The organism is Sphingopyxis sp. OAS728 (assembly GCF_014873485.1).
GTDB lineage: Bacteria > Pseudomonadota > Alphaproteobacteria > Sphingomonadales > Sphingomonadaceae > Sphingopyxis.
In genome coordinates this window covers 1826272-1848487 of the sequence record NZ_JADBDT010000001.1, presented here as the reverse complement: position 1 = coordinate 1848487, position 22216 = coordinate 1826272, and the positions used below count along the sequence as shown (strand labels likewise).

Below are 22216 nucleotides of genomic sequence, written 5' to 3'. Positions count from 1 at the left end.
GGCCGGCGCGGTGGTTTCGCCCCGCGATGCGTCTATCAAGGCGGGCATCGACGAACGATTGCGGAGGTGTGAAATGGACATTCGGCGAGTCGAGTGTCTGGACGGCCTGCGCGGTGTCGCGGCGCTCTGGGTGCTCATCGGGCACATGATGATATTGACCGGGTTCCGCTTGCCGTTGGTGAGCAAGCCGGACCTCGGCGTCGACCTGTTCATCCTGCTTTCGGGCTTCCTGATGATGTTCCAGTACCGGCTGCGCGCGGGCAGCGAGGACTGGAATGCGCCCGCCACCTGGGCGTCCTTCTGGACGCGCCGCTTTTTCCGGCTCGCGCCGCTTTTCTATGTGACGCTGGCGGCCGCGCTGATCGCGGGGCCGATGATCTATGCCGACCGGGTGGCGATCGACACCTTCCTTGGCCAGGCGCTCCAGCCGCGCGAACGCTATACCGATGGCAGCCTCACCAACATCGCGCTGCACCTGACCTTCCTGTTCGGCTTGCTCCCCGATTATGCCTTCCGCACCCCGCTGCCCGACTGGAGCCTCGGGCTCGAGATGCAGTTCTATCTGCTCTTTCCTTTCCTGATCCTGCTCGGGCGGCGGATCGGCTGGGTGCCATCGGCGCTGGTCGCGGCGGTCGGCGGCGTGGTGGTCGCATTGATCGCGGGGGCGGCGGGGCTCGAATTTCCGATGCCCTCTTTCCTGGCGCTCAAGCTCCAGCTCTTTCTGGCGGGCATGCTGATCGCCGTCGATCGCGATGCGAGCCGCGCGCAGCTATGGGCACGACTGGGTGTGGCGATGCTGCTCGCGGCGATCCCGATCGGGGGCGAACAGGATCTGCTCCATTTCGCGATACGCGAACTGCTCGTCTTCGGCTTTTTCGCGCTGGTGCATTTGCGTTCGCTCGGGCTGATCGACTGGGTGTCACGCCTGCTGGGCAGCCGGCCCTTCTTCTGGCTGGGCGAGCTTTCCTATGGCACCTATCTGATCCACCTGCTGATCCTGCAGCCCGTCGCGGCGGCGGTGATCGGGCAGTTCGGCACCGGGCTCGGCGCCGCGGGGCGGTTCGCCTTGACGGGAGCCGTCGTCATACCGGCGACCTACGTCCTGGCTTTCATCACCTACAAACTGGTCGAACTACCCGGCCAGCGGCTGGGCAAGGCGGTGATCAAGCGCGTGATCGGCGGCAATACGACGCGCGCGTTTCAGACGGTGCCCGAGAAGCTCGCGGCGCCGTGACGGAAGTATAGGAAAGCAATAGCGATGGATCGACGAACGCTTCTGGCTTCGATCGGGGCCGCTGCCGCCGGCAGCGCGTGTAGCGCGAAAGACGATAGCGGCGCCGAAAAGGCCGGCCGGCCGACACTCGCGATCGATTCCGACCGAGCTGGCCACTGGCGCATCCGTAGTTGGCAGTGGCGGGATAATGCGTGGCGACCTTTGATCGCCCGCGCGAAGCAGACCGAAGCCGGCATCGTCATCAGTGGGACGATCAGTGCGGCGGACCGGGCGGAAGTTGCCGCCCGGCTCCGTACCTAGCCTTCGACGACAGCGCCGGGCGTATTGGTCGGGCGCGGCGGTTGCACCCGACGCGGCGCGAGTGCGGCGCGATAGACGTCGAGCGTATCCGCCGCCGCCTTGTCCCAGCTGAAGCGCGCGCGAACGCCGTCACGGTCGACCTGAAAGTCGGCGCAATCGGCATTCAGCCTTTCGGTAAGCGCCGCGACGTCGCCAACCGGGAAATAATTCTGCGGATCGAGCCCGATGTCGAGATTGGCGGGGATATCGCTCAGCATCATCCGCGCGCCGCAACTCGCGGCCTCGAGCGCTGCGATCGGCAGGCCTTCGTGATAGGACGGCATCACAAACATTGCACAGCGCTCGTAGAGACATTTCAGCGTTGCGCGCGACTGGACGCCGGCGAAGATCACGCGGTCGCTGGCGCGCGCGAGCAGGTCGCGGGCATATTCGCTTTCGTGATCGGCCGACCCAGCGATCACCAGCTTGGCGGTGCAGCTCGACTGCTCATAGGCTTCGATCAGGTCGTGCAGGCCTTTTTCGGGAACGAGCCGCGCGACAGCAAGGAGGAAATCGCCGGCTTCAAGCCCCAGTCGTTCGAGCACCAGCGCCGGATCGGCGTCGCCCGGCAGGTCGGACGTGCCATTCGGGATATAGGTGACCGCTTGCGCGCGTGCGGGAAAGCTCTCTTTCAATTGCGCGGCGAGCGAAGGCGAAACCGCGATGACGCGGTCGGCGAAGTTGAGTGCCAGCCATTCGCCAGCGCGCAAGGCGCTGCGCGCGAGCAGGCCCCATTTGGCGCGGTGATAGTCGGTGCCGTGATGCGTCACGACCACCTTCAAGCCAAGTAGCTTGGCAAGCGGCGCCAGCAAGGCGGGGCCGATCGCGTGGATGTGGACGAGGCCGGCACCGCGCTTTTTGGCGTCGAGAACCGCGAGGAAGGTCGACACGACCGCCTCAAGATTTTTCGAACGCGGGCAGGGGATGCCGACGATCTCGACGCCGCGATGTTCGCCCACCGGCTCGGGCAGATAGGGGGCGCGGCCAAGTACGACCGAGCGATGTGCGGGCCACAGCGCCTTGATCCGCGGAAGCAGTTCTTCGCAGTGGCTTTCGATCCCGCCCATCACATGCGGAAAGCCGCGGAGGCCAGTCACGCAGATGATCGGCGACCCCGCGGGATCGCTGGAAGACACACTTGTCCGTTGCAGCATTATCAAACTCCATTAGCGCCCGGCCGGATTTTCCGGCTCAGGCCACCGCTGCCATCGGCCCTCTTCCACCATTTTCGATTTCGCCCAGATACCAGTCGACGAAGCGTTCGATGCCGCGCGCCAACGGTACCTTCGGGCTGTATCCGGTGAGCGCGTTGATCGCCGAGATGTCGGCATAGGTCGCGGTCACGTCGCCCGGCTGCATCGGCCGCATCAGCTTGATCGCCGGGCGACCGAGTGCGCGTTCGAGCGTCGCGATCATGTCCATCAGCCCGACGGGATTGCAGTCGCCGATATTGAGCAGCCGGTGCTCGCCGTTCGCCGGCTTCTTGTCGAGCACGCCGACGACCCCGTCGACGATATCGTCGATATAGGTGAAGTCGCGCGCCATACGGCCTTCGCCAAACACCTCGATCGGCTGGCCGAGCAGGATTTTCTGGGCAAAGCCATAATAGGCCATGTCGGGCCGGCCCCACGGGCCATAGACGGTGAAGAAACGCAGTCCGCTGAGCGGCAGGCCATAGAGCGTGGCGTAGCTCTGGCTCATCAACTCGCAGCTACGCTTGGTCGCGGCGTAGAGAGAGACGGGCGCGGTGCAGGGCTCGTCCTCGCGAAAGCCGGTGCCGCCGAGCGGGCGCTCGCCATAGACCGAGCTCGACGAGGCATAGACGAGATGCTCGATATGGCCGGCGTGGCGCGCTGCCTCGAGCACCGCGAGATGCCCTTTGAGATTGCTATGCTCGTAAGCGAAGGGGTTTTCGATGCTGTAGCGCACGCCCGCTTGCGCGGCGAGGTGGACGATCCGGCGCACGCTGTTCGCCTCGACGAGTTCGCTGACCAGTCCCGGGCTGGCGATGTCGCCGTCGATCAGCCGGAAGTTGAAATTGTCGACCAGCCGCGCGATGCGCGCCTTTTTGAGCGAGACGTCGTAATAGTCGGTGAAATTGTCGAGCCCGATCACGCGCTCGCCGCGCGCGAGGAGCCGTTCGGACACCGCATGGCCGATAAAGCCCGCGGCGCCGGTTACCAAAATGGGGCTGTCGTCGGTCACGCGGCCTGCCTTTCGCTCGAGGTTTCGCCCTCTTCGCCCGGCCGGCCGATGCCGACGTAGCGCAGACCCGCTGCTTCGGCCTGGGCCGGCGGATAGATGTTGCGCAGGTCGACCAGCACCGGCTCGGCCATTGCGGCCTTGATCCGCGGCAGGTCGAGCGCGCGGAACGCGTCCCATTCGGTGACGATCACCGCGGCGGCGGCGCCTTCGACCGCGGCATAGGCAGAGGCGGCATATTCGACGTCCTTCAGCACCGCTTCGGCTGCTTCCATGCCCTCGGGGTCATAGGCGCGCACCTTGGCGCCTGCATCCTGCAGTGTCTGGATGATCGCGATCGACGGCGCATCGCGCATGTCGTCGGTATTGGGTTTGAAGGTGAGCCCGAGCACCGCGACGGTCTGGCCGCGAACCTCCCCATTCATCGCTGCAAGAACCTTGCGGCCCATCGCGCGCTTGCGCTGCTCGTTGACCGCGACGGTCGCCTCGATCAGCCGCAGCGGCGCATCATGGTCCTGCGCGGTCTTCATCAGCGCCAGCGTGTCCTTGGGGAAGCACGAGCCGCCATAGCCGGGGCCGGCATTCAGGAACTTCGCACCGATACGGTTGTCGAGCCCGATGCCGCGCGCGACTTCCTGGACATCGGCACCGACCTGCTCGCACAGGTCCGCCATTTCGTTGATGTAGGTGATCTTCATCGCGAGGAAGGCGTTCGCAGCATATTTGATCAGTTCGCTGGTGCGCCGGCGAGTGAAGACGATCGGCGCCTTGTTGAGCGACAGCGGGCGATAGACTTCTTCCATCGGCCCGCGGGCGCGCTCGTCCTCGATGCCGATCACGACGCGGTCGGGGCGCTTGAAATCCTCGATCGCGGCGCCTTCGCGCAGGAATTCGGGATTGGAGGCGACGGCGAATTCGGCGACGGGATTGCATTCGCGAATGATCCGTTCGACCTCGTCGCCGGTGCCGACGGGCACGGTCGACTTGGTGACGATCACCGTGAAGCCGCCGAGCGCCCCGGCGATTTCGCGCGCCGCGCCATAGACGTAGGAAAGGTCGGCGTGACCGTCGCCGCGGCGGCTGGGGGTGCCCACGGCGATGAACACAACGTCCGCTGCGCCGACCGCCTCGGACAGCTCGGTGGTAAAGGTCAGATTGCCCGCCGCGACGTTGCGCGCGACCAGATCGTCGAGACCGGGCTCGTAGATGGGAATACCGCCGGCGCGAAGCCGGTCAATCTTGTTCGCGTCCTTGTCGACGCAGGTCACATGATGGCCGAAATCGGCAAAACACGCGCCAGAAACCAGCCCGACATAGCCGGACCCGATCATTACGATACGCATTACGCGCTGCTCCCTATTTATATGAGATCGGCTTTTTGCTGCACGTGCGAACAATCGCGTCGCGAGGGTTAACGGTCAACTTGCCAGCTTTGAGCGGAGGCAATTGGAAGGCGAAATGATCGTTCACAAAATCCCGCCCCAGAACGGGACAAGGTAAGAAAATTCAATATATTAGGCGTAGGTAATCCGGCGCTTTGCCTAAACGACGGCTAAGCCGATTGGCTGCAATGCGACGAAACGCTTCGACTTGATCTTGCCACGGGTCGGCGTCGGAGTAGAAGCTGGGCAGGATAAGTTGAGGGATGGGTAGGATGCTGGAAGCGCAACGCGCGGCCTTTTTTGCCGACTTGCCGGTGTCGCTCGCGACGCGACGCGATCGGTTGCGGCGCGCGATGCTGATGATCGAAAAAAATGCCGACGTTCTTTGTTCCGCGCTCGCGGCCGACCAGGCGAATCAAGATGTTGATTCGGCAAAGCTTACCGAAGTGGCACCGGCGCTGGCCGCGCTGTGCGGCGCTATGGAGCGCGTCAGCCGCTGGATGCGGCCCGATGGCGGACGGGGACTGCTCGCGCGTCTTGGTGGGGCCGGCGACTATGTCGAATATCTGCCGATCGGGGTGATCGGCATCGCGGCGCCGGCATCGCTGCCGTTGCTCCAGACGGCGAGCATCCTGGCCAGCGCGCTCGCGGCGGGCAATCGGGTAACGCTGACATTCGACCCCGGCTCGCAGCACCTCGGCCGGCTGATCGGCGAGCTCGTGCCCGATTTCTTCGACCCGCTCGAACTGGCGGTCGCGCCCGATGGCGTCTTTACCACGCTCGCCTTTGACTTGCTCGTGACGAGCGAGGAGCAGGAGGCGGACGGGGTGACGATCGCGCGTTCGGAAAAATCGCCGGTGCTCCTCGGGCGTTCGGCCGATTTCGCCAAGGCGGCGGACGACATCATCGCGCGCAAGCGCATCAACGGCGGGCGCGTGCCGCTCGCGCCCGACTATCTGCTCGTGCCCGAAGAGCAGGAGGAGGCGATCGCCGACTGGCTCTGGCGCGCGGCGATGCAGCCGGGGACCGACGCGGCGATGCTGACCGACGCCGAGCAGGAACAGGTCGCGCGGCTCTTGGACGACGCGCGCGCGCGTGGGGGCGAGGTGATGACCGCGCAGTCGCGGGGTTCGGCGATGCCGCTCCACATCGTTCGCCACGCCAGCGAGGACATGCTGGTGATGCAGGAGGACAGTCCGGGACCGATCCTGCCGCTGCGCAACTATGCGCGGATCGACGATGCAATCGCCACGATCCACCGGCGCCCGCCGCCGCTCGCGATCTATTATTTCGGCCGTGATACCGCCGAACGCCGGCATATCCTCGCGCGCACGCTGTCGTCGGCGATTGCAATCGACGGGCGAGTTCCGTCGGCGGTGAAGGCCGACGCGGGCATGACGCTCAATATCGACCATGGCGAGGCGGGTTTCCGCCGGTTCAGCCGGACCCGGCACGTCTGTCGCCAACCCTCGCGCGGCTTCGCGCGCCGGTTTGCGGGCGCGACACCCGCGCTGCACTGATCGCGGCCGCGCCACGCGGCGCCGCAGCGCGCTCGCTTGGCCTCGGGTCTTCGCTTACGCGGCGGCATGGCCGACACATCCTCCCGCGTCGCATCGCGCGTTCCGATCGCCGCCGAGGGCGAACCGGTCTATTTCGTGCGCTCCGGCGCCGCCTATCGCGGCGTGCATGCGCGCGACGTCGGTAACGGCCTGTTCGTGATCCGCGAGCCGGTTCGGGACGTGCAAATCTCCGATATCCGGGTCGAACGCGGCTACCGCGTGATCGAGAATAGCGCGGCATCCAGGCAGACGCCCGCCGGCTGCGTCGGGCTGCGCGTGCGCGGCGCCAGGGCTAGCAACCTCGAACGCGGCTTCGCGCGCATCCGTTACGACAGCCACGACGGCGTGATTTCGGACGTGAGCGCGAGCGGCATGTTGACCACCGGCGCGACCGACCTGCCGGTCGGCATCGCCTTCGACGATACCGCGCACGATTTCCGTATGGAGCGCTGCGTCATGCGCGGCTTTCGCTGGAAGCGCGCGGCGAAGAAATATTGGAACGGCGACGGTTTTTCGACCGAGCGCGGCAATAAGCGGATGCAGTTCCGGCAATGCGCCGCCTGGGACAATAGCGACGGCGGGTTCGACCTGAAATCGAGCGAAACCTTGCTCGACGATTGTGTCAGTGGCCGCAACGCGCGCAACTTCCGGTTGTGGACGAGCATGCGCGCGACGCGGCTAACCAGTCTCGATCCCGCGAAGATCGGGGGGATCGGCGATACGACCCATTTTGCGATCATGGCCACGCCGGGCGGCCCGTCGCTTGTCATTACGATCGATCATCTGATCGTGAAGAGCGACCGTGGCTGGCCGATCTTCGATGTTCACAAGGGGGTGGCAAAGATCATCGTTCGTTCGCACGACATCCATGTGCCGTCGGGCACGCCCTTGGTGCGTTCGCGCGGCGGTGGCTCGATACCGGGAGGAGTGTCCTTTGCCGGGACACCTCCGAAGCTCTAACGGTCCGGGCGCAGTTTGGACACGCTTCGACGACGGGCTCTTGCTGCAATGCAGCGTAAAGGCGCACATCGCGCGCTGTCGGCACGTGGCGATCGTGTCGGCAAATCCGAATGCTGGTTTTTGGGGGGGGAACCCAGTGACCAGAAAAGGGTGAAAAGATGCGAAAAGTACGCAAGGCCGTATTCCCCATTGGCGGCCTTGGAACCCGGTTCCTTCCGGCGACCAAGTCCATGCCGAAGGAGATGCTGCCCGTCGTCGACCGGCCATTGATCCAATATGCCGTCGACGAGGCCCGCGAGGCGGGCATCGAGCAGTTCATTTTCGTGACCAGCCGCGGCAAGAGCCTGATCGAGGATCATTTCGATCATGCGTTCGAGCTGGAAGAAGCGATGGCGCGGCGCGGCAAGTCGCTCGCCTCGCTCGACGGCACGCGCCCCTCGCCCGGCGACATCGCGATCGTGCGGCAGCAGGAGCCGCTCGGACTCGGCCATGCCGTCTGGTGCGCGCGGCGCCTGATCGGCGATGAGCCCTTTGCGGTTCTGCTCCCCGACGATCTGATGGTCGGGAAGCCCGGCTGCCTCAAGCAGATGGTCGATGCGCATGCCGAACTCGGCGGCAATCTGATCTGCACCGAAGAGGTGGCGGCAGAGGACACGCATAAATATGGCATTATCACGCCGGGCGCGAGTGCCGGGGCGATCACCGAGGTTAAGGGGCTCGTCGAAAAGCCCGCGGCCGACGTCGCACCGTCGCGGCTCGCGATCATCGGCCGCTACATCCTTCAGCCCGAAGTGATGGACGTGCTCGGCAGCCAGGAAGAAGGCGCGGGCGGCGAAATCCAGCTCACCGACGCGCTGGCGCGGATGATCGGCCAGCAGCCGTTTCACGGCGTCACTTTCGAAGGCAGGCGCTACGACTGCGGCGACAAGGGCGGCTTCGTGACCGCAACGCTCGCACTCGCGCTCGACCGGCCCGACATCGCGCCCGCGGTGCGCGCCTTCCTGGCCGCCGCATAATATGGACGCAATGGTACGGCGTGCGCCGCCCCAGAGGCAAACGGACCCGCAGGTCGATCGCGGTGCGCTGATCGACCTGCGGCGCGTCGGCGGCGTGGTGCGCCGACGCTGGATGATTTTGTGCGCGGCGATGCTCGCGGCGATCGTGATCGCCGCGGCAGCCTATCTTGTCGCCGAGCCGCGTTACCTGGCTACAGCGCAGGTCGCGCTCGAGCGGACGGCCGAACAGGTGATCAAGGTCGATTCGGTGATTCCGACGACCGATCCCGATTCCGCCGCAGTGGATACCGAGGTGCAGGTTCTCCGCTCGCCCGAGTTGATCGGGCGCGTGGTCGACCGGCTGAAGCTCGACCGCGATCCCGCGTTCAACGAAGCCGCGGGGCAGGGCGCGCCGGCGAAACAACCCGATCTGATCGGGCGCCAGCGCGCGATCGGCACGATATTGAGCGGCCTGACGGTCAAGCGTGACGGGCTGTCCTATTCCATCAGCGTCTCGTTCGAAGGCGCGACGCCGGTGCAATCGGCGCAGATCGCCAACGCCTTGGTCGACAATTATGTCTCGGGCCAGACCGGCGCCAAGACCGAGGCGACGCACCGCGCGCGCGGTTTCCTCGAGCAACGGCTCCAGGATCTGCGCGCGCAGGTGGTCGGTGCCGAGCGCGAGGTCGCCGACTATCGCGCCGCGCACAGCCTTTTCGCTGTCTCCGAAGCGAGCACGGTGACGCAGCAGGAACTCTCGGGGCTTTCGACCCAGCTCGCGCAGGCCAAGGCCGAGAATGCCGCGGCGCAGGCACGCCTGTCGGCCGCGCGCGCGCAACTCAATGGCGGGCGGAGCGGCGAGGAACTCGGCGATTCGCTCGATTCCCCCGTCGTCAGCCAGCTGCGCGCCCAGCGTGCCGAGGTCGGACGCGAAGTCGCGGCGCTCGAGAAGCGCTATGGCCCGCGCCATCCTGACCTCCTCCGCGCGCAGAACCAGCTCCGCGAGGCCGACCAGCAGATCGCGGCCGAGGTGCAGCGCATCGTCGCCAACGTCTCGATCCAGGCGAGCATCGCGAACCAGCGCGCGGGCTCGCTCGCGGGGTCGGTGGCGCAGTCGCAGGGCAAGCTCGCCAGCGACAACGAAGCGTCGGTGCGGCTCAATGAGCTCGAGCGTAACGCTGAATCGGCGCGGACGCTCTATCAGGCGTTCCTCGACCGCTATCGCCAGACGGTTGCGCAATCGGGGCTCGAACGCAGCGATGCCTATATCGTCAGCCGCGCGCGTGTCCCGGGCGCACCGAGCTCGCCCAACATGCTCGTCTATGCGGCGATGGCCGTCGTCGGCGGGCTGGGCATCGGCGTGCTGCTCGTCGTGCTGCTGCAACTGCTCGAACGCGGGCTGGAGACGAGCGATGCGATCGAGAATGCGCTGGGACTGCCGACGCTCGCCGCGATTCCGGACGCGACCACGCTGCCCGGTTATCGCAAGGCGGGACTGCCGGCCCCGCCCGCGGAGCTGCTACTCAAGCGGCCGCAATCGACCTATGCCGAGGCCTTCCGCACCCTGCGCACCTCGATCCAGTTCGCCGAGGCGGCAAAGCCGATCCGCGTCGTCGCGATCACCTCGGCGGTGCCGGGCGAAGGCAAGACCACCACCGCGATGGGGCTCGCTCGCGCGATGGCCGCGGCGGGCGGCAAGGTGCTGTTGATCGACGTCGATGCGCGCCGCCGCGCGTCGAGCCGTCAGTTCACCGACAAGGTGGCGTTCGGGCTGGATGAGGTGCTGGCGGGGCAGGCGACGCTCGATCAGGCGATCGTCAAGGACAGTATCTCCGATGCCTGGCTGCTGCCGCAACGGCTCGATTCAAAGGGTATCGGGCTGACCGAAAGCCCGCGGCTCGCCGAGCTGATCGAGCAGGTGCGCGAGCGTTACGACCTCGTCATCCTCGACACGCCGCCCGTGTTGCCGGTCGACGAGGCGCGCGTGATCGCCAGCATGGCCGACGGCGTGGTGTTCCTCGTGCGCTGGCGCAAGACCGCGTCGAAGGCGGCTTCGGTGGCGCTGCGGCGGCTGTACGACGTCCATGCCGAAATATTGGGCGTCGTGCTGACGCTCGTCGACGTGCGCGAGCAGGAGCGCGCGGGTTACGAGGATGGCGGCACCTTCCTCAAGGCCTACCGCTCCTATTATGCCGACTGATCGGGCGGCGCCGTGACCGCGCAGGCGCTGCCCTATGGCCCGTCCTTCGGGCTTGGCGTCCTGTTGCCGGTGACGGCGCTGCTGCTCGTCGCGCTCGTTATCGCGGCGCGACGGGCGGGCAGCATGGCGGGGGCGTTCGTCGTGGTGGCGCTGTGGATGCGCTACACTGCGGGCGCCTATCATCTCTATATGTTCAAGCCGCTCGCGGGCGGGCTTTCGGGCAACGCCTTGCTCTCGATCGGGGTGACCGCCTTCGGGCTGCTCTTTGTCGTGCGGCCGGCCAATCTGGCGCTCAAATCGCTGATGCCGGTCTATGCTTTGGTGGGGCTCGCGCTGTTCAGCGCGGCGTTGAACGGCGACGTCGCCGGCGGGATCAACGTCGGGGTCAAATATGCCTATCTGACCGTGATACTGATCGCGGTGTTCCAGGCGCTGCGCATCGATCCCGATGCGCGGTTCCTGGCCTGGGCGATGGTCTCCTTCCTGCCGCTGCTCGTCTTTCAGGCACTTTCGCTCGCGCTCAACCTGCCCAAGGGGTCGGAGGATGGCGACGGGCTGGTCTGGATCGGCGGTTATAATCACGAGGCGGCCTTTTCGGTCGCGATGATGACGGGGTTTCTGGTCGGTGCCTTCGCCAAGTCGGCGCCGCGCGGCGTCCGGGTCGCCTTTCTGGCTGCAACCTTCCTCGGCGTCCTGCTCGCGGGTTATCGCACCACGATCCTCGCCTTCGCGCCGCTCGTGCTGGCTGTGTTCCTCACCGGGCTCACGCTCAGCGTGCGGCGCGACCAGCGCGCGCCGATGTCGGTCACCGCCGTGGTGGCGGGCGTGCTGCTCGTCTCGGTCGCCGCCTTGTCCTATCAGGAAAGCTTCGCGGACCTCGCCGCCTTCCTCTCGGATCCCGCCGGGCTGATCAAACCGCCGCGCGACTTCGATCTTTTGGAACGTCAGGTGATGTCGGCGCGTCCGCTCATCTGGAGCAGCTATATCTATGCCTGGGCCGAAGGCACACCGCTCCAGCACCTGTTCGGCCTCGGGCCGGAGAGCTGGGAGGGCGTGTTCAAAGTCTATCCGCACAACACGTTGGTCGCGACATTATACGAACTCGGCTGGTTCGGGATCGCGGCGATGATCGCGCTGTGGACGGTGATGTTCGCTGCGGCGGCGTCGGCGTACGGCGAGCGTTTCAAGCTGCTCGCAGCACATTTCGCCTTCTTCCTGCTCAACATGGCTACGATGCCGTTCTGGCATGTTGAGGGGCTGGCGCTCTACGGGCTGCTCTGCGGCTATACCGTCTATGCCGCGCGCAGCCGTGGGTCAGGCACCGCGCGTCGCCCGGCTCTTGTCCAATATCCCGGCTAGCGACGTCCACTTCGCGTCGCCGACGCTGTTTTCGATCGCCGCCTCGACGAAGGCCATCGTCCTGAGGCCGTCGTCGATGCCGGGGAACCAGTCGGCCGCGCCCGGCGCGGGCGGGACCGTCGCGCCCGTCCGTACCGCGCGGCCGAAGCTGCGGTAGAGATTGGCGAACGCCTCAATATAGCCCTCCGGATGGCCTGCCGGGGTGCGGAACTGCGCCATCGTCAGCGCATCGAGGCCGGGCCCGCCCGCGCGGATCACTTCGATCGGCCGATCGAGCCAGCGCAAGGTCAGCGTGTTGGGCTCTATCTGCGACCAGTCGAGCCCGCCCTTTTCGCCGTGGATGCGCAGGCGCAGGCCGTTCTCGTCGCCCGCGGCGACCTGGCTGGCCTTGAGCACGCCGCGCGCCCCACCCGCGAAGCGCAGCAGCGCCGCGACATCGTCGTCGAGGCGGCGCCCCGGGACATGCGTGGCCACATCGGCGCAGAGCTGCTCGACTGCCAGCCCGGAGACATATTCGGCGAGCTGGAAGGCGTGGGTGCCGATGTCGCCCAAACAGCCGCCCAATCCCGCGCGCGCCGGATCGGTTCGCCATTCAGCCTGCTTGTTGCCATCACGGTCGATCGGCAGGCTCAGCCATCCTTGCGAATATTCGACCTGCACCAGCCGGATCGCGCCGAAATCGCCGCGCGCGACGCGCTTCCGCGCTTCCGCAATCAGTGGATAGCCGCTATAGGTGAAGGCGAGGCCGTAGAGCTTGCCGCTGCGCGAAACCGCCGCCTCGATCGCCAGCGCTTCGGCGAGGTTCAGCGCCATCGGCTTTTCGGAAAAGACATGAAACCCGGCGTCGAGCGCGGCGATCGCCATGGGCGCGTGGAGATGGTTCGGGGTGACGATCGCGAGCGCTTCCATCCGCTGATCCACGGGAAGGGCGGCTTCCGCCGCAAGCAGGGCCTCGAGTGTCGGATAGGCGCGGTCCGAATCGAGTCCCAGCGCGTCGGCGCTCCGCCGATTGCGGTCCGCGTCGCTGCTGAACGCGCCGCATACAAGAGCAAATTCGCCGTCGAGTGCTGCGGCCATCCGGTGCACAGCGCCGATGAATGCACCCTCGCCGCCGCCGACCATGCCGTAGCGCGTTTTTGACTGCGTATTCATCGCATTCCCCTGACAAGAATTTCCAAATTTGTTTGCATAATTCAATTTCGAACGCTTACATGGTCCGACCGGCTGTTGCCAGACGGGAGAGGATAATGAAATTTTTAGTCGCCCTGCCGACGGCCGCGGCAGCCTTGATTGCGCTGGCGCTTGCGTCATCGCCCGCGTCGCGAGCGGCCCCCGCCGATCCCGGTGCGCAGGCGTTCGCAGCGTGCCGCGCCTGTCACACATTGGAAGCCGGCGGCAAAAGCACGATGGGGCCCAATCTGAACGGCCTGTTCGGCCGGCAAGCCGGTTCGGTGGCCGGGTTCAACTATAGCCCCGCGCTCAAGGCCTCGAAAATTCGCTGGGACGCGAAGGGCCTCGATGAATATCTCGCGGCGCCGACCAAGAAGGTCCCCGGTACGCGCATGGTCGTCAAGGTGGCCGATCCCGCGCGCCGCGCGGCGCTGATCGCTTATCTCAAGACCGCTACATCCAAATGATCTTTGTACGGAAGGGAGGGGCGGCATGAAGGGCCCGGCGGTTTTCCTCGCGCAGTTCATGAGCGATACGGCGCCGTTCGACACCTTGCCTTCCGCCGCGCGCTGGATGGCCGATGCGGGCTATGTCGGCGTCCAGATTCCGACATGGGACAGCCGCTGCATCGATCTGGCGCGCGCCGCCGAAAGCCAGGATTATTGCGACGAACTCGCCGGTACCTGCCGCGAGGCAGGCGTCGAGATCACCGAGCTGTCGACGCATTTGCAGGGCCAGCTTGTCGCCGTGCACCCGGCCTATGACGTGGCGTTCGACGCCTTCGCGCCCGAAGCACTGCGCGGCAAACCCGCCGAGCGTCAGGCGTGGGCGGTCGAGCAGCTCAATCTCGCGGCGAAGGCGAGCCGGCGGCTGGGGCTCAATGCACACGCGACCTTCTCGGGCGCGCTCGCCTGGCCCTATATCTATCCTTGGCCGCAGCGCCCCGCGGGGCTGGTCGAGGAAGCGTTTGGCGAGCTGGCGAAGCGCTGGCGGCCGATCCTCGATGCATTCGAGGAACAGGGCGTCGATCTCGCCTATGAAATCCATCCGGGTGAGGATCTGCACGACGGGGTGAGCTTCGAGCGCTTCCTCGCGGGCGTCGACAATCACCCGCGCGCGAACATCCTATACGATCCCAGCCATTATGTGCTGCAGGCGCTCGATTATCTGCAGTTCATCGACATTTATCACGAGCGGATCCGCATGTTCCACGTCAAGGATGCGGAGCTCAATCCGACTGGACGCTCGGGGGTCTATGGCGGGTTTCAGGATTGGGTCGACCGGCCCGGCCGCTTCCGCTCGCTGGGCGACGGGCAGGTCGATTTCGCCGGCATCTTCTCGAAGCTGACGCAATATGATTATGCCGGCTGGGCGGTGCTCGAATGGGAATGCTGCCTGAAGCATCCCGAGGACGGCGCGCGCGAAGGGGCACCCTTCATTGCCGCGCACATGATCCGCAAGGCCGACCGGGCGTTCGACGATTTCGCCGGGGGAAGCGACCCGGCGCTCAACCGCAAGATGCTGGGATTGACCTGACCGCGCGCAAGACGACGGCCTAAAAGATAATAATCAAAGATAATAAACAGAGGGACGCAGGATGACGACATTGAACAAGGGCCGGTTGTTCTGGCTCGGCGTGCTCGCGCTGTTCACCGCGGCGGCGAGCCTCGCAATCCGCGGCGCGATCGCCAGCGGGCTCAAGGCCGAATGGATCGACCCGATCGCCCCGCTGCAGGCGGGCGAGCTGGTCGCCGCCGCGCTGGGCGCCGCGTTCCTCAGCTTCGCGATCACCCTGTTCGTCGCCAGCGCGCTGCTCGACCAGATCGGGATGAAGCGGTGCCTCGCCGGCGCGGGGCTGTGCTTCATCCTCGGGCCGCTGATGATCGTCACTGCGGGCCATGTCGCGACCGGCATGACCATCTATTGGCTCGTCTGGACCGGCATGCTGCTCAGCGGCATCGGCTGGGGCCTGACCGAGGCGACGATCAATCCGCTGACCGCGCAGCTCTACCCTGACGACACCACGCACCGGCTCAACGTGCTGCACGCCTGGTTCCCCGGCGGCATCATCGTCGGCGGACTCGCCGGCTTCTTCCTGTCGGCGGCGATGCCGTGGCAGGGTATCATGGCGCTGGTGATGATCCCCGCCGTCGCGACCGTCGTGATTGCGCTGACCACCACCTTCCCACCGCCACTACGCAGCGAGAGCGGCGTCAGCTTTGGCGAGATGGTCGGCGAGGTGTTTCGCCGTCCCAGCTTCTTCATCTGGTTCGCCGCGATGTTCCTGACCGCGGCGTCCGAACTCGCGCCCGGCCAGTGGATCGACGTCGCGCTGTCGAACCGCGTCGGCATGCGCGGCATCTTGCTGCTCGTTTATGTCAACGCGCTGATGTTCGTCTTCCGCCATTTCGCCGGGCGGCTCGCCAACAAAATCTCGAACCCCGGCCTGCTCTGGGTGTCGAGCCTGCTCGCCGCGATCGGCCTGTTCATGCTGAGCCAGGCACAGTCGCCGGTCGCCGCGATCGTCGCCGCGACCGTCTGGGGCCTCGGCGTCTGCGTGATGTGGCCGACGATGCTCGCCTCGGTCGCCGAACGCTATCCGCGCGGCGGATCGTGGGCGATGGGTCTGGTCGGCTCGGCAGGCGCGCTCGCCAGCTTCTTCGTACTTCCGCAGCTCGGCGCGATGTTCGATCAGGCGAAGATCGAGTTCGCCGGCGGTCCCGAAGCCTTCGCGGCGCTGACCGGCGCGGCGAAACTGGCGGTCGAGGATGCGGCGGCGTCGCTGTCGTTCCAGCGGCTGGCGATCCTGCCGCTCATCCTGCTCGCGGTGTTCGGCTTCATCTGGCTGCGTGAGCGCGGCAAATCGCGCGCGGCGCTCGCCGGCGAAGCCGCATGAGCCTGACGCGCCGGACGGTGCTGGCGGGCGGCGCCGCCGCGGCGGCCGCAGTGGCGACGCTCGCGAAGGGTGCCACGCCGTCGAACGCCGCCCGCTTTTCGCTGAACTACGCCCCGCACGAAGGCAGCTTCGCGAGCCGTGGGGGCCGCATCGAACAGATCGCCTTCGCCGCCGATCAGGGCTTCACCGCGTGGGAGGACAATGAGGCTGCGACGCGCTCGGTCGCCGACCAGACCGCGATGGCGCGCGCGTTGCAGCAACGGGGCATGACGATGGGCGTGTTCGTCGTTAGCATGCCGCGCTGGGGCGATTTCCGGCCGCAGCTCGGCGGCAACGACGATGCCGATCGCGAGCGCTTCCTTGCCGATATTCGCGCCTCGGTCGACGTCGCCAAGCGGCTCAATTCCAGGCATATGACGATCGTCACCGGCTTCATGGACCGCAAGCTGCCGGTCGATATCCAGACCGCGCGCGTGATCGACGTGCTGCGCCGCGCCGCCGACATCTATGAACCGCACGGGCTGGTCATGGTGATGGAGCCGCTCAACACGCTGGTGAACCATCCCGGCGTGTTCATGACGACGGTGCCGCAAGGCTATGCGGTCGCGCGCGCCGTCGACAGCCCGGCGATCAAGGTTCTCGCGGACCTTTATCACGAGCAGATCCAGGCCGGGAACCTCATCAACACGCTCGACACCTGCTGGGACGAGATCGCCTATATCCAGTTCGGCGACAATCCGGGCCGCAAGGAGCCGGGCAGCGGCGAAGTCAATTATCGCAATATCGTTCGCTGGCTGCGCGCAAAGAAATTCGCCGGGGTGATCGGCATGGAACATGGAAATTCGATCGACGGCCGCGCTGGCGAAGAGCGGCTGGTCGCTGCTTATCGCGAGATCGACGCGGCATGAAGGAGGCATCAGTGAAGCGTATCGCATGGGCCGCGGCAATCGCGGTCGCGGCGGTGGCGGGCAGTTCCGCTACTGCACAGGAAAAGCCCGGATTCAAGGACACGCCGATGCTGCCGGACGGCAAATGGCTGGTCCACGACGCCGACCGGCCGCTGCCCGAGGTGGTGACCCCGGGGGCGACGCCGGGCGCGGCGCCGTCCGATGCCATCATCCTGTTCGATGGAAAGTCGCTCGACGCATGGCGGGCGAAGGCGCGGCCGTGGCCGATCAGCGATGGCGCGATGACGTCGATCCCGCCGCTCGGCGGTCGCGGCGAGAATGCGCTGGTCACCAAACAAAGCTTTGGGGACGTCCAGCTCCATCTCGAATTCCGCTCGCCCAATCCGCCGCTCCACAGCTCGCAGGATCGGGGCAACAGCGGCATCTGGTTCATGCAACGCTACGAGATCCAGATTCTCGACGGCTATCAGAATCCCACTTATGCCGACGGCACCGTCGGCGCGATCTATGGCTGGAAGCCGCCGCTCGCGAACGCGTCGCGCAAGCCCGGCGAGTGGCAGAGCTATGACATCGTCTTCGAGCGGCCGCATTTCGGGCCCGACGGCAAGCTGCTGCGCCCCGCCTACATCACCGCCTTCCTCAACGGCGTGCTCGTGCAGAACCGCCAGCCATGGCTGGGCAGCACCGTCTGGCGCAAGGTCGGGGAATATGAGGCGCATGGCGATGCCGCGCCGATCCAGTTGCAGGACCATGGTTCGCCGGTTTCGTTCCGCAACATTTGGGTGCGCCCGCTGCCGGAAGCCGCCGCTAGCCATGATTTCGAAGGAACCGTGAAATGATCGATCGCAGAGATGCGCTGGCCGGCATGGCCGCGATGTTCGGGGCGGCCCTGTTCGCGCCGATCGCGCGCGCGGCGGGGGTGGCGGTCGCGCCGGTGATCAGCGACGGGCCGCCGTCGGCCCCGGTGTTCACCGCGCAGCAGCGCGCACTGATGACCGCGCTCAGCGAACGCGTGATGCCGACGACCGACACGCCGGGCGCGATCACCGCCGGGGTGCCCGAATTCATCGAAAAGCTGCTTGCCGACTGGGCGGCGCCCGCGGATCGCAAGCCGATCGTCGCGGGGCTCGACGCGATCGAGGCGCGCAGCCGCAGCGATTACAAGGTGGCCGCCGACAAGGCGACGTCCGCGCAGCAGGATGCGCTGCTGACGCTGGCGATGGAAAACAAGCTGCCGGGCGGTGCGGATTTTTTCGACAAGTTCCGCCAGCTCGTGCTCACCGGTTATTTCACGTCGGAGGTCGGCATCACGCAGGAGCGCGAATATCTGCCCGTCCCCGGACAGTATGACGGCGCTTATCCCTATTCCAAGGTCAACAAGGTCTATTCGTCATGATGATCAGCCGGCGGCAATGGATGGTGAGCAGCGCGGCGCTTGCGACGACGCTCGCGACGGGCCCGCTAATGGCGAAGAGCCTGAAGTCGAAGCCCATCGGAATCCAGCTTTACACGCTGCGCGAACTCTTCGCTGCCGACCCGATGGCGACGCTCGAGAAGGTCGCGGCGATCGGTTATCGCGAGGTCGAATATGGCGGCGGCGGTTATGACAAGATGGACCATGCCGCGCTCCGCAAGACGATGGACCGGCTGGGGCTGACCTCGCCCTCGGTGCACATCGGCTATGACGCGCTGGCGTCGGATTTCGATGGCGCCGTGAAGATGGCGAAGACATTGGGCGCCGACACGGTGGTGCTGCCATGGATGGCCGAGGCGCAGCGCAATGCCGAAGGCTGGAAAGCCGCGGTCGCCAATTTCAGCCGCTGGGCCGAGCAGCTCAAAAAGGCGGGGCTGGGCTTCGCCTATCATAATCATGATTTCGAGTTCACGGTGAAACTGGGCGGCACCAGCCTGTTCGATATGCTGGTTGCCGAGACCGATCCGGCGCTCGTCAAGATCGAGCTCGACCTGTTCTGGACGGTCGCCGCGGGCGAGGATCCCAAGGCGATCATCCGGCGCCTGCCGGGCCGCATCTATGCCTATCATGTCAAGGACCGCACCGCCGACGGCAAGATGACCAGCGTCGGCAAGGGCGTGATCGATTTCGCCGATATCTTCACGCTCAACCGGACCGCCGGCGTGAAGCATTTCTATGTCGAGAATGATCAGTCGCCCGCGCCTTATCTGCCCGACATCCAGACCAGCTTCGCGGCGCTCAGCCGCCTCCGCGCATAACAGATATTCGAGGATTTATTCATGGCAGCGACCGACAAGTTCGACGCGATCGTCATCGGCTCCGGAGTGAGCGGCGGTTGGGCGGCAAAGGAATTGACCGAAAAGGGCCTGAAGGTCCTGATGCTCGACCGCGGCGTGATGGTCGAGCACGGTGAGGATTATGATTTCGACGGCAAGCCCGCCTATGAAATACCCGCGCGCGACATGATGCCCAAGGCGCTGATGGACAGCGACTATTTCATCGCCAAGCACGGCTATGTTTCGCCGTCGAACCGGAAATTCTACAACAACGACCGGCTCAATCCCTATGCGTATGACGAGGGCGACAAATTCTACTGGATCCGCCCCGCCGCCGTCGGCGGCAAGTCGCTGATCTGGGGGCGCTGGAGCTTTCGCTGGGCGCCTGAGGATTTCGAGGCGAACAAGCGCGAGAATGTCGGGATCGACTGGCCGATCCGCTACGACGACCTCGCGCCCTGGTACGATTATGTCGAAAAATATATCGGCGTGTCGGGATCGCGCGAGAACCTGCCGCAACTCCCCGACAGCGCGTTCCAGCCGCCGATGCAGATGAACATCGCCGAAAAATGGGTGAAGGAACGGCTCGAGGCGACCTCGCCGGGACGCAAGCTGATCCATACGCGCCTGTCGAACATGACCGAGGACAAGGAGGAGCAGGGCCGCAGCAAATGCCAGTTCCGCAACCAGTGCGGACGCGGCTGTTCGTTCGGTGCCTATTTCTCGACGCAGGCGGTGACGCTGCCCGCCGCGCGCGCCACCGGCCGACTGACGCTGCGATCCGATGCGGTGGTCACCAACCTCGAATATGATCCTAAGACGAAGCGCGTCACCGGCGTCCGCGTCGTCGACGCCAATACCAAACAGGCCGAAATCATCCCGGCGCGGATGGTGTTCCTCTGCGCCTCCGCGCTCGCCTCGACGCAGATCCTCATGAACTCGCGGATCCCCGGCAGCGGCAAGAGCCATTTCGACGCCAGCGGCACGCTCGGCGGCTATGTCATGGACCATATTTTCCGCGTCAATATCTGGGGCGATATCCCCGGCATGACCGACTTTATCGAATATGGCCGGCGTCCGGGCGGGGTCTATATCCCGCGCTTCCGCAACGTCGGCGGCGAGGAGGGCATCGGCTTTCGCCGTGGTTATGGCTATCAGGGCAGCGCGCGGCGCGACCCCGCTGGCCCGGTCGGCTTCGGCGCATCAATGAAGCAGGCGATGCGCGGTTATGGGCCGTGGAAGTTCAGCATGGGCGCGTTCGGCGAATGCCTGCCTTATGAGGATAACCGCGTCAGCCTGCACGCCGACAAGGTCGACCGTTTCGGGGTGCCGCTGATGCGCTTCGACGTCACCTTCCGCGACAACGAGATCCGTATGATGAACGACGCGCGGACCGAGGGCGAGGCGATGCTGCGCAAGGCCGGGCTCACCAATGTGAAGAGCGAGCAGCGCGAGCATGTCCCCGGCGATGCGATCCATGAAATGGGCGGCGCGCGCATGGGCGCCGATCCGCGTCAGTCGGTGCTCAACAAATGGAGCCAGGCGCACGACGCGGCCAACCTGTTCGTCACCGACGGCGCGCAGATGGCCTCGATCTCGTGCGTCAATCCGTCGCTGACCTTCATGGCGCTGACCGCGCGCGCGGTCGATCATGCGGTCGGGCAGATGAAGGCGGGTGCGATCTAGCGCCGGCGCAGGTCAAGCGCCGCAGGATTCGCGGACGATCAGGTGCGTCGGCAGATAGTCGAGAAACTGCTCGGAATGCGCGTCCATCACCTGTGACACAAGGCGTCGCCCGGCTTCGAGCGTGTCCTGCTGGATTGTCGTCAGCGCCGGGGTGCTCAATCGCGCGAGCAGCATATCGTCGTAGCCGACGACCGAGACGTCCTTGGGGACCGACAGGTTCGCCTTGCGCAGCGCGCGGATGGCGCCGAGCGCGATAAGGTCGCTCGACGCGATGATGCCGTCGAACTTTCGCCCGCGCGCGAGCAATTGGCTGAGCGCGCGTTCGGCCGATTCAAAACCGAAGTCGACGCGGATGTCGAGCGCGGGATCGGCGTCGAGGCCGTTCGCCTCCAGTGCTTCGAGATAGCCTTGGCGGCGCTGCATCGCCTCGGGGTCACTGCTGCCCAGGAAGGCGATGGCTTTGCGCCCGAGGCGCGCGAGATGGAGCGTTGCGCGGCGGCCGCCGAGCACATTGTCGGACCCGACCGAGCGATATTTCTGCCCCGGCAGGTGCGCGCCCCACACGACGAAATTGCTGTTCGCTTCGGCCAGCTGGTTGAAGCCGTCGTGGAGCATGCTCTGCCCGAGGAAGATCACGCCATTGGCGCGGCTGGTCGTCATCACCGCCATCAGATCGTCGAGATCGCGCGGCGCGGTGTGGCTGACGGTGAAATCGCAGTCGCGCGCGCGCGCCGCCTCGCCGATGCTCGCGAGCAGTTCGAGGAAGAAGGGGTGCGACAGCGGCAGCGGACGGCCGTGCATATGCGGGGTGACGACGACGATCGACCCTTCGGCCCCGACGGGCGCGGCGGGCATGTAACTGCGGAACGGATAATTATGCTCGCGTGCGAGCGCCCAGACTTTCTTCTTGGTTTTCAGGCTGATCAGCGGATGGTCGTTGAGTGCGCGCGATACGGTCGAGATCGACACACCGGCCATCCTTGCCAAGTCTTCCAATCTCGTATTGTTGGTGCTCATAAAGATGCTGTCCGTGCCTGACGTCGGGATGCGATAGCACAGGAAGGGGGAGGTAATGC

Annotated in this window: 20 protein-coding genes; 15 read left to right on the top strand and 5 right to left on the bottom strand. The window is 65.7% G+C overall.

From position 1 onward, the window contains the following. Window positions 1-73 precede the first annotated feature (73 nt). Both GGC65_RS08540 and GGC65_RS08535 read left to right on the top strand, forming a co-directional pair. A complete protein-coding gene (locus tag GGC65_RS08540; protein WP_192646766.1) occupies window positions 74-1234 on the top strand; it encodes an acyltransferase family protein in 1161 nt (386 codons plus the stop codon). Between the two features lie 24 nt (window positions 1235-1258). Beyond that, window positions 1259-1534 carry a hypothetical protein gene (locus GGC65_RS08535; protein ID WP_192646765.1) on the top strand — a complete coding sequence of 92 codons (276 nt, stop codon included), beginning with the start codon at window positions 1259-1261 and terminating at the stop codon, window positions 1532-1534. Here GGC65_RS08535 and GGC65_RS08530 read toward each other — a convergent pair. Genes GGC65_RS08530 through GGC65_RS08520 form a run of 3 tightly spaced genes read right to left on the bottom strand, consistent with a single transcriptional unit; the run spans window position 1531 to window position 5118 of the window. Then, window positions 1531-2727, bottom strand: a complete 1197-nt coding sequence (locus tag GGC65_RS08530) for a glycosyltransferase family 4 protein (RefSeq protein WP_192646764.1) — start codon at window positions 2725-2727, stop codon at window positions 1531-1533. The genes GGC65_RS08535 and GGC65_RS08530 overlap by 4 nt on opposite strands. Before the next feature lie 37 nt (window positions 2728-2764). Continuing rightward, the gene (locus GGC65_RS08525; protein WP_192646763.1) at window positions 2765-3778 is read right to left on the bottom strand and encodes an NAD-dependent epimerase/dehydratase family protein; all 1014 of its coding nucleotides are present in this window, start codon (window positions 3776-3778) and stop codon (window positions 2765-2767) included. Beyond that, window positions 3775-5118 carry a UDP-glucose dehydrogenase family protein gene (locus GGC65_RS08520; RefSeq protein ID WP_192646762.1) on the bottom strand — a complete coding sequence of 448 codons (1344 nt, stop codon included), beginning with the start codon at window positions 5116-5118 and terminating at the stop codon, window positions 3775-3777. The genes GGC65_RS08525 and GGC65_RS08520 overlap by 4 nt, the downstream gene beginning before the upstream one ends. A 311-nt stretch (window positions 5119-5429) precedes the next feature. Between GGC65_RS08520 and GGC65_RS08515 the strand changes: the two genes are divergently transcribed. From GGC65_RS08515 to GGC65_RS08495, 5 genes are all read left to right on the top strand, one after another. Next, entirely contained in the window at window positions 5430-6677 is a 1248-nt protein-coding gene (locus tag GGC65_RS08515; RefSeq protein WP_192646761.1) for an aldehyde dehydrogenase family protein, read from the top strand. A 66-nt stretch (window positions 6678-6743) separates the two neighbouring features. Further along, window positions 6744-7676: a hypothetical protein gene (locus tag GGC65_RS08510; protein ID WP_192646760.1), complete on the top strand. Its 933-nt coding sequence runs from the start codon at window positions 6744-6746 to the stop codon at window positions 7674-7676. A gap of 158 nt (window positions 7677-7834) precedes the next feature. Beyond that, complete coding sequence (locus GGC65_RS08505; protein WP_192646759.1) at window positions 7835-8692, top strand: UTP--glucose-1-phosphate uridylyltransferase; 858 nt, start codon at window positions 7835-7837, stop codon at window positions 8690-8692. A 10-nt stretch (window positions 8693-8702) separates the two neighbouring features. After that, window positions 8703-10871, top strand: a complete 2169-nt coding sequence (locus tag GGC65_RS08500; RefSeq protein WP_192646758.1) for a GumC family protein — start codon at window positions 8703-8705, stop codon at window positions 10869-10871. A gap of 12 nt (window positions 10872-10883) precedes the next feature. Then, window positions 10884-12230 carry a hypothetical protein gene (locus GGC65_RS08495; RefSeq protein WP_192646757.1) on the top strand — a complete coding sequence of 449 codons (1347 nt, stop codon included), beginning with the start codon at window positions 10884-10886 and terminating at the stop codon, window positions 12228-12230. Here the strand turns inward: GGC65_RS08495 and GGC65_RS08490 are convergent. Beyond that, on the bottom strand, window positions 12186-13382 hold the full coding sequence (locus GGC65_RS08490) for a Gfo/Idh/MocA family protein (protein WP_192646756.1): 1197 nt from the start codon (window positions 13380-13382) through the stop codon (window positions 12186-12188). The two genes, GGC65_RS08495 and GGC65_RS08490, sit on opposite strands and share 45 nt — an antisense overlap. Before the next feature lie 95 nt (window positions 13383-13477). Here GGC65_RS08490 and GGC65_RS08485 point away from each other — a divergent pair, with 95 nt between their 5' ends. The 8 genes from GGC65_RS08485 (at window position 13478) to GGC65_RS08450 (ending at window position 21140) form a co-directional block, all read left to right on the top strand. Next, window positions 13478-13867 carry a c-type cytochrome gene (locus GGC65_RS08485; protein WP_192646755.1) on the top strand — a complete coding sequence of 130 codons (390 nt, stop codon included), beginning with the start codon at window positions 13478-13480 and terminating at the stop codon, window positions 13865-13867. 25 nt (window positions 13868-13892) lie between these two features. Then, on the top strand, window positions 13893-14936 hold the full coding sequence (locus tag GGC65_RS08480) for a sugar phosphate isomerase/epimerase family protein (protein WP_192646754.1): 1044 nt from the start codon (window positions 13893-13895) through the stop codon (window positions 14934-14936). A 61-nt stretch (window positions 14937-14997) separates the two neighbouring features. Next, a complete protein-coding gene (locus GGC65_RS08475) occupies window positions 14998-16296 on the top strand; it encodes an MFS transporter (RefSeq protein ID WP_192646753.1) in 1299 nt (432 codons plus the stop codon). Beyond that, a complete protein-coding gene (locus GGC65_RS08470; protein ID WP_192646752.1) occupies window positions 16293-17204 on the top strand; it encodes a hydroxypyruvate isomerase family protein in 912 nt (303 codons plus the stop codon). Before GGC65_RS08475 ends, GGC65_RS08470 begins: the two co-directional genes overlap by 4 nt. 11 nt (window positions 17205-17215) lie before the next feature. Next, complete coding sequence (locus GGC65_RS08465) at window positions 17216-18043, top strand: DUF1080 domain-containing protein (protein WP_318780141.1); 828 nt, start codon at window positions 17216-17218, stop codon at window positions 18041-18043. Beyond that, a complete protein-coding gene (locus GGC65_RS08460) occupies window positions 18040-18600 on the top strand; it encodes a gluconate 2-dehydrogenase subunit 3 family protein (protein ID WP_192646750.1) in 561 nt (186 codons plus the stop codon). The genes GGC65_RS08465 and GGC65_RS08460 overlap by 4 nt, the downstream gene beginning before the upstream one ends. Beyond that, window positions 18597-19436, top strand: coding sequence for a sugar phosphate isomerase/epimerase family protein (locus GGC65_RS08455; protein ID WP_192646749.1), 840 nt, complete (start codon window positions 18597-18599; stop codon window positions 19434-19436). The genes GGC65_RS08460 and GGC65_RS08455 overlap by 4 nt, the downstream gene beginning before the upstream one ends. 21 nt (window positions 19437-19457) lie before the next feature. Then, entirely contained in the window at window positions 19458-21140 is a 1683-nt protein-coding gene (locus GGC65_RS08450) for a GMC family oxidoreductase (protein WP_192646748.1), read from the top strand. Between the two features lie 12 nt (window positions 21141-21152). Here the strand turns inward: GGC65_RS08450 and GGC65_RS08445 are convergent, their stop codons facing one another. Then, entirely contained in the window at window positions 21153-22157 is a 1005-nt protein-coding gene (locus tag GGC65_RS08445) for a LacI family DNA-binding transcriptional regulator (protein WP_192646747.1), read from the bottom strand. Between the last annotated feature and the right edge of the window lie 59 nt (window positions 22158-22216).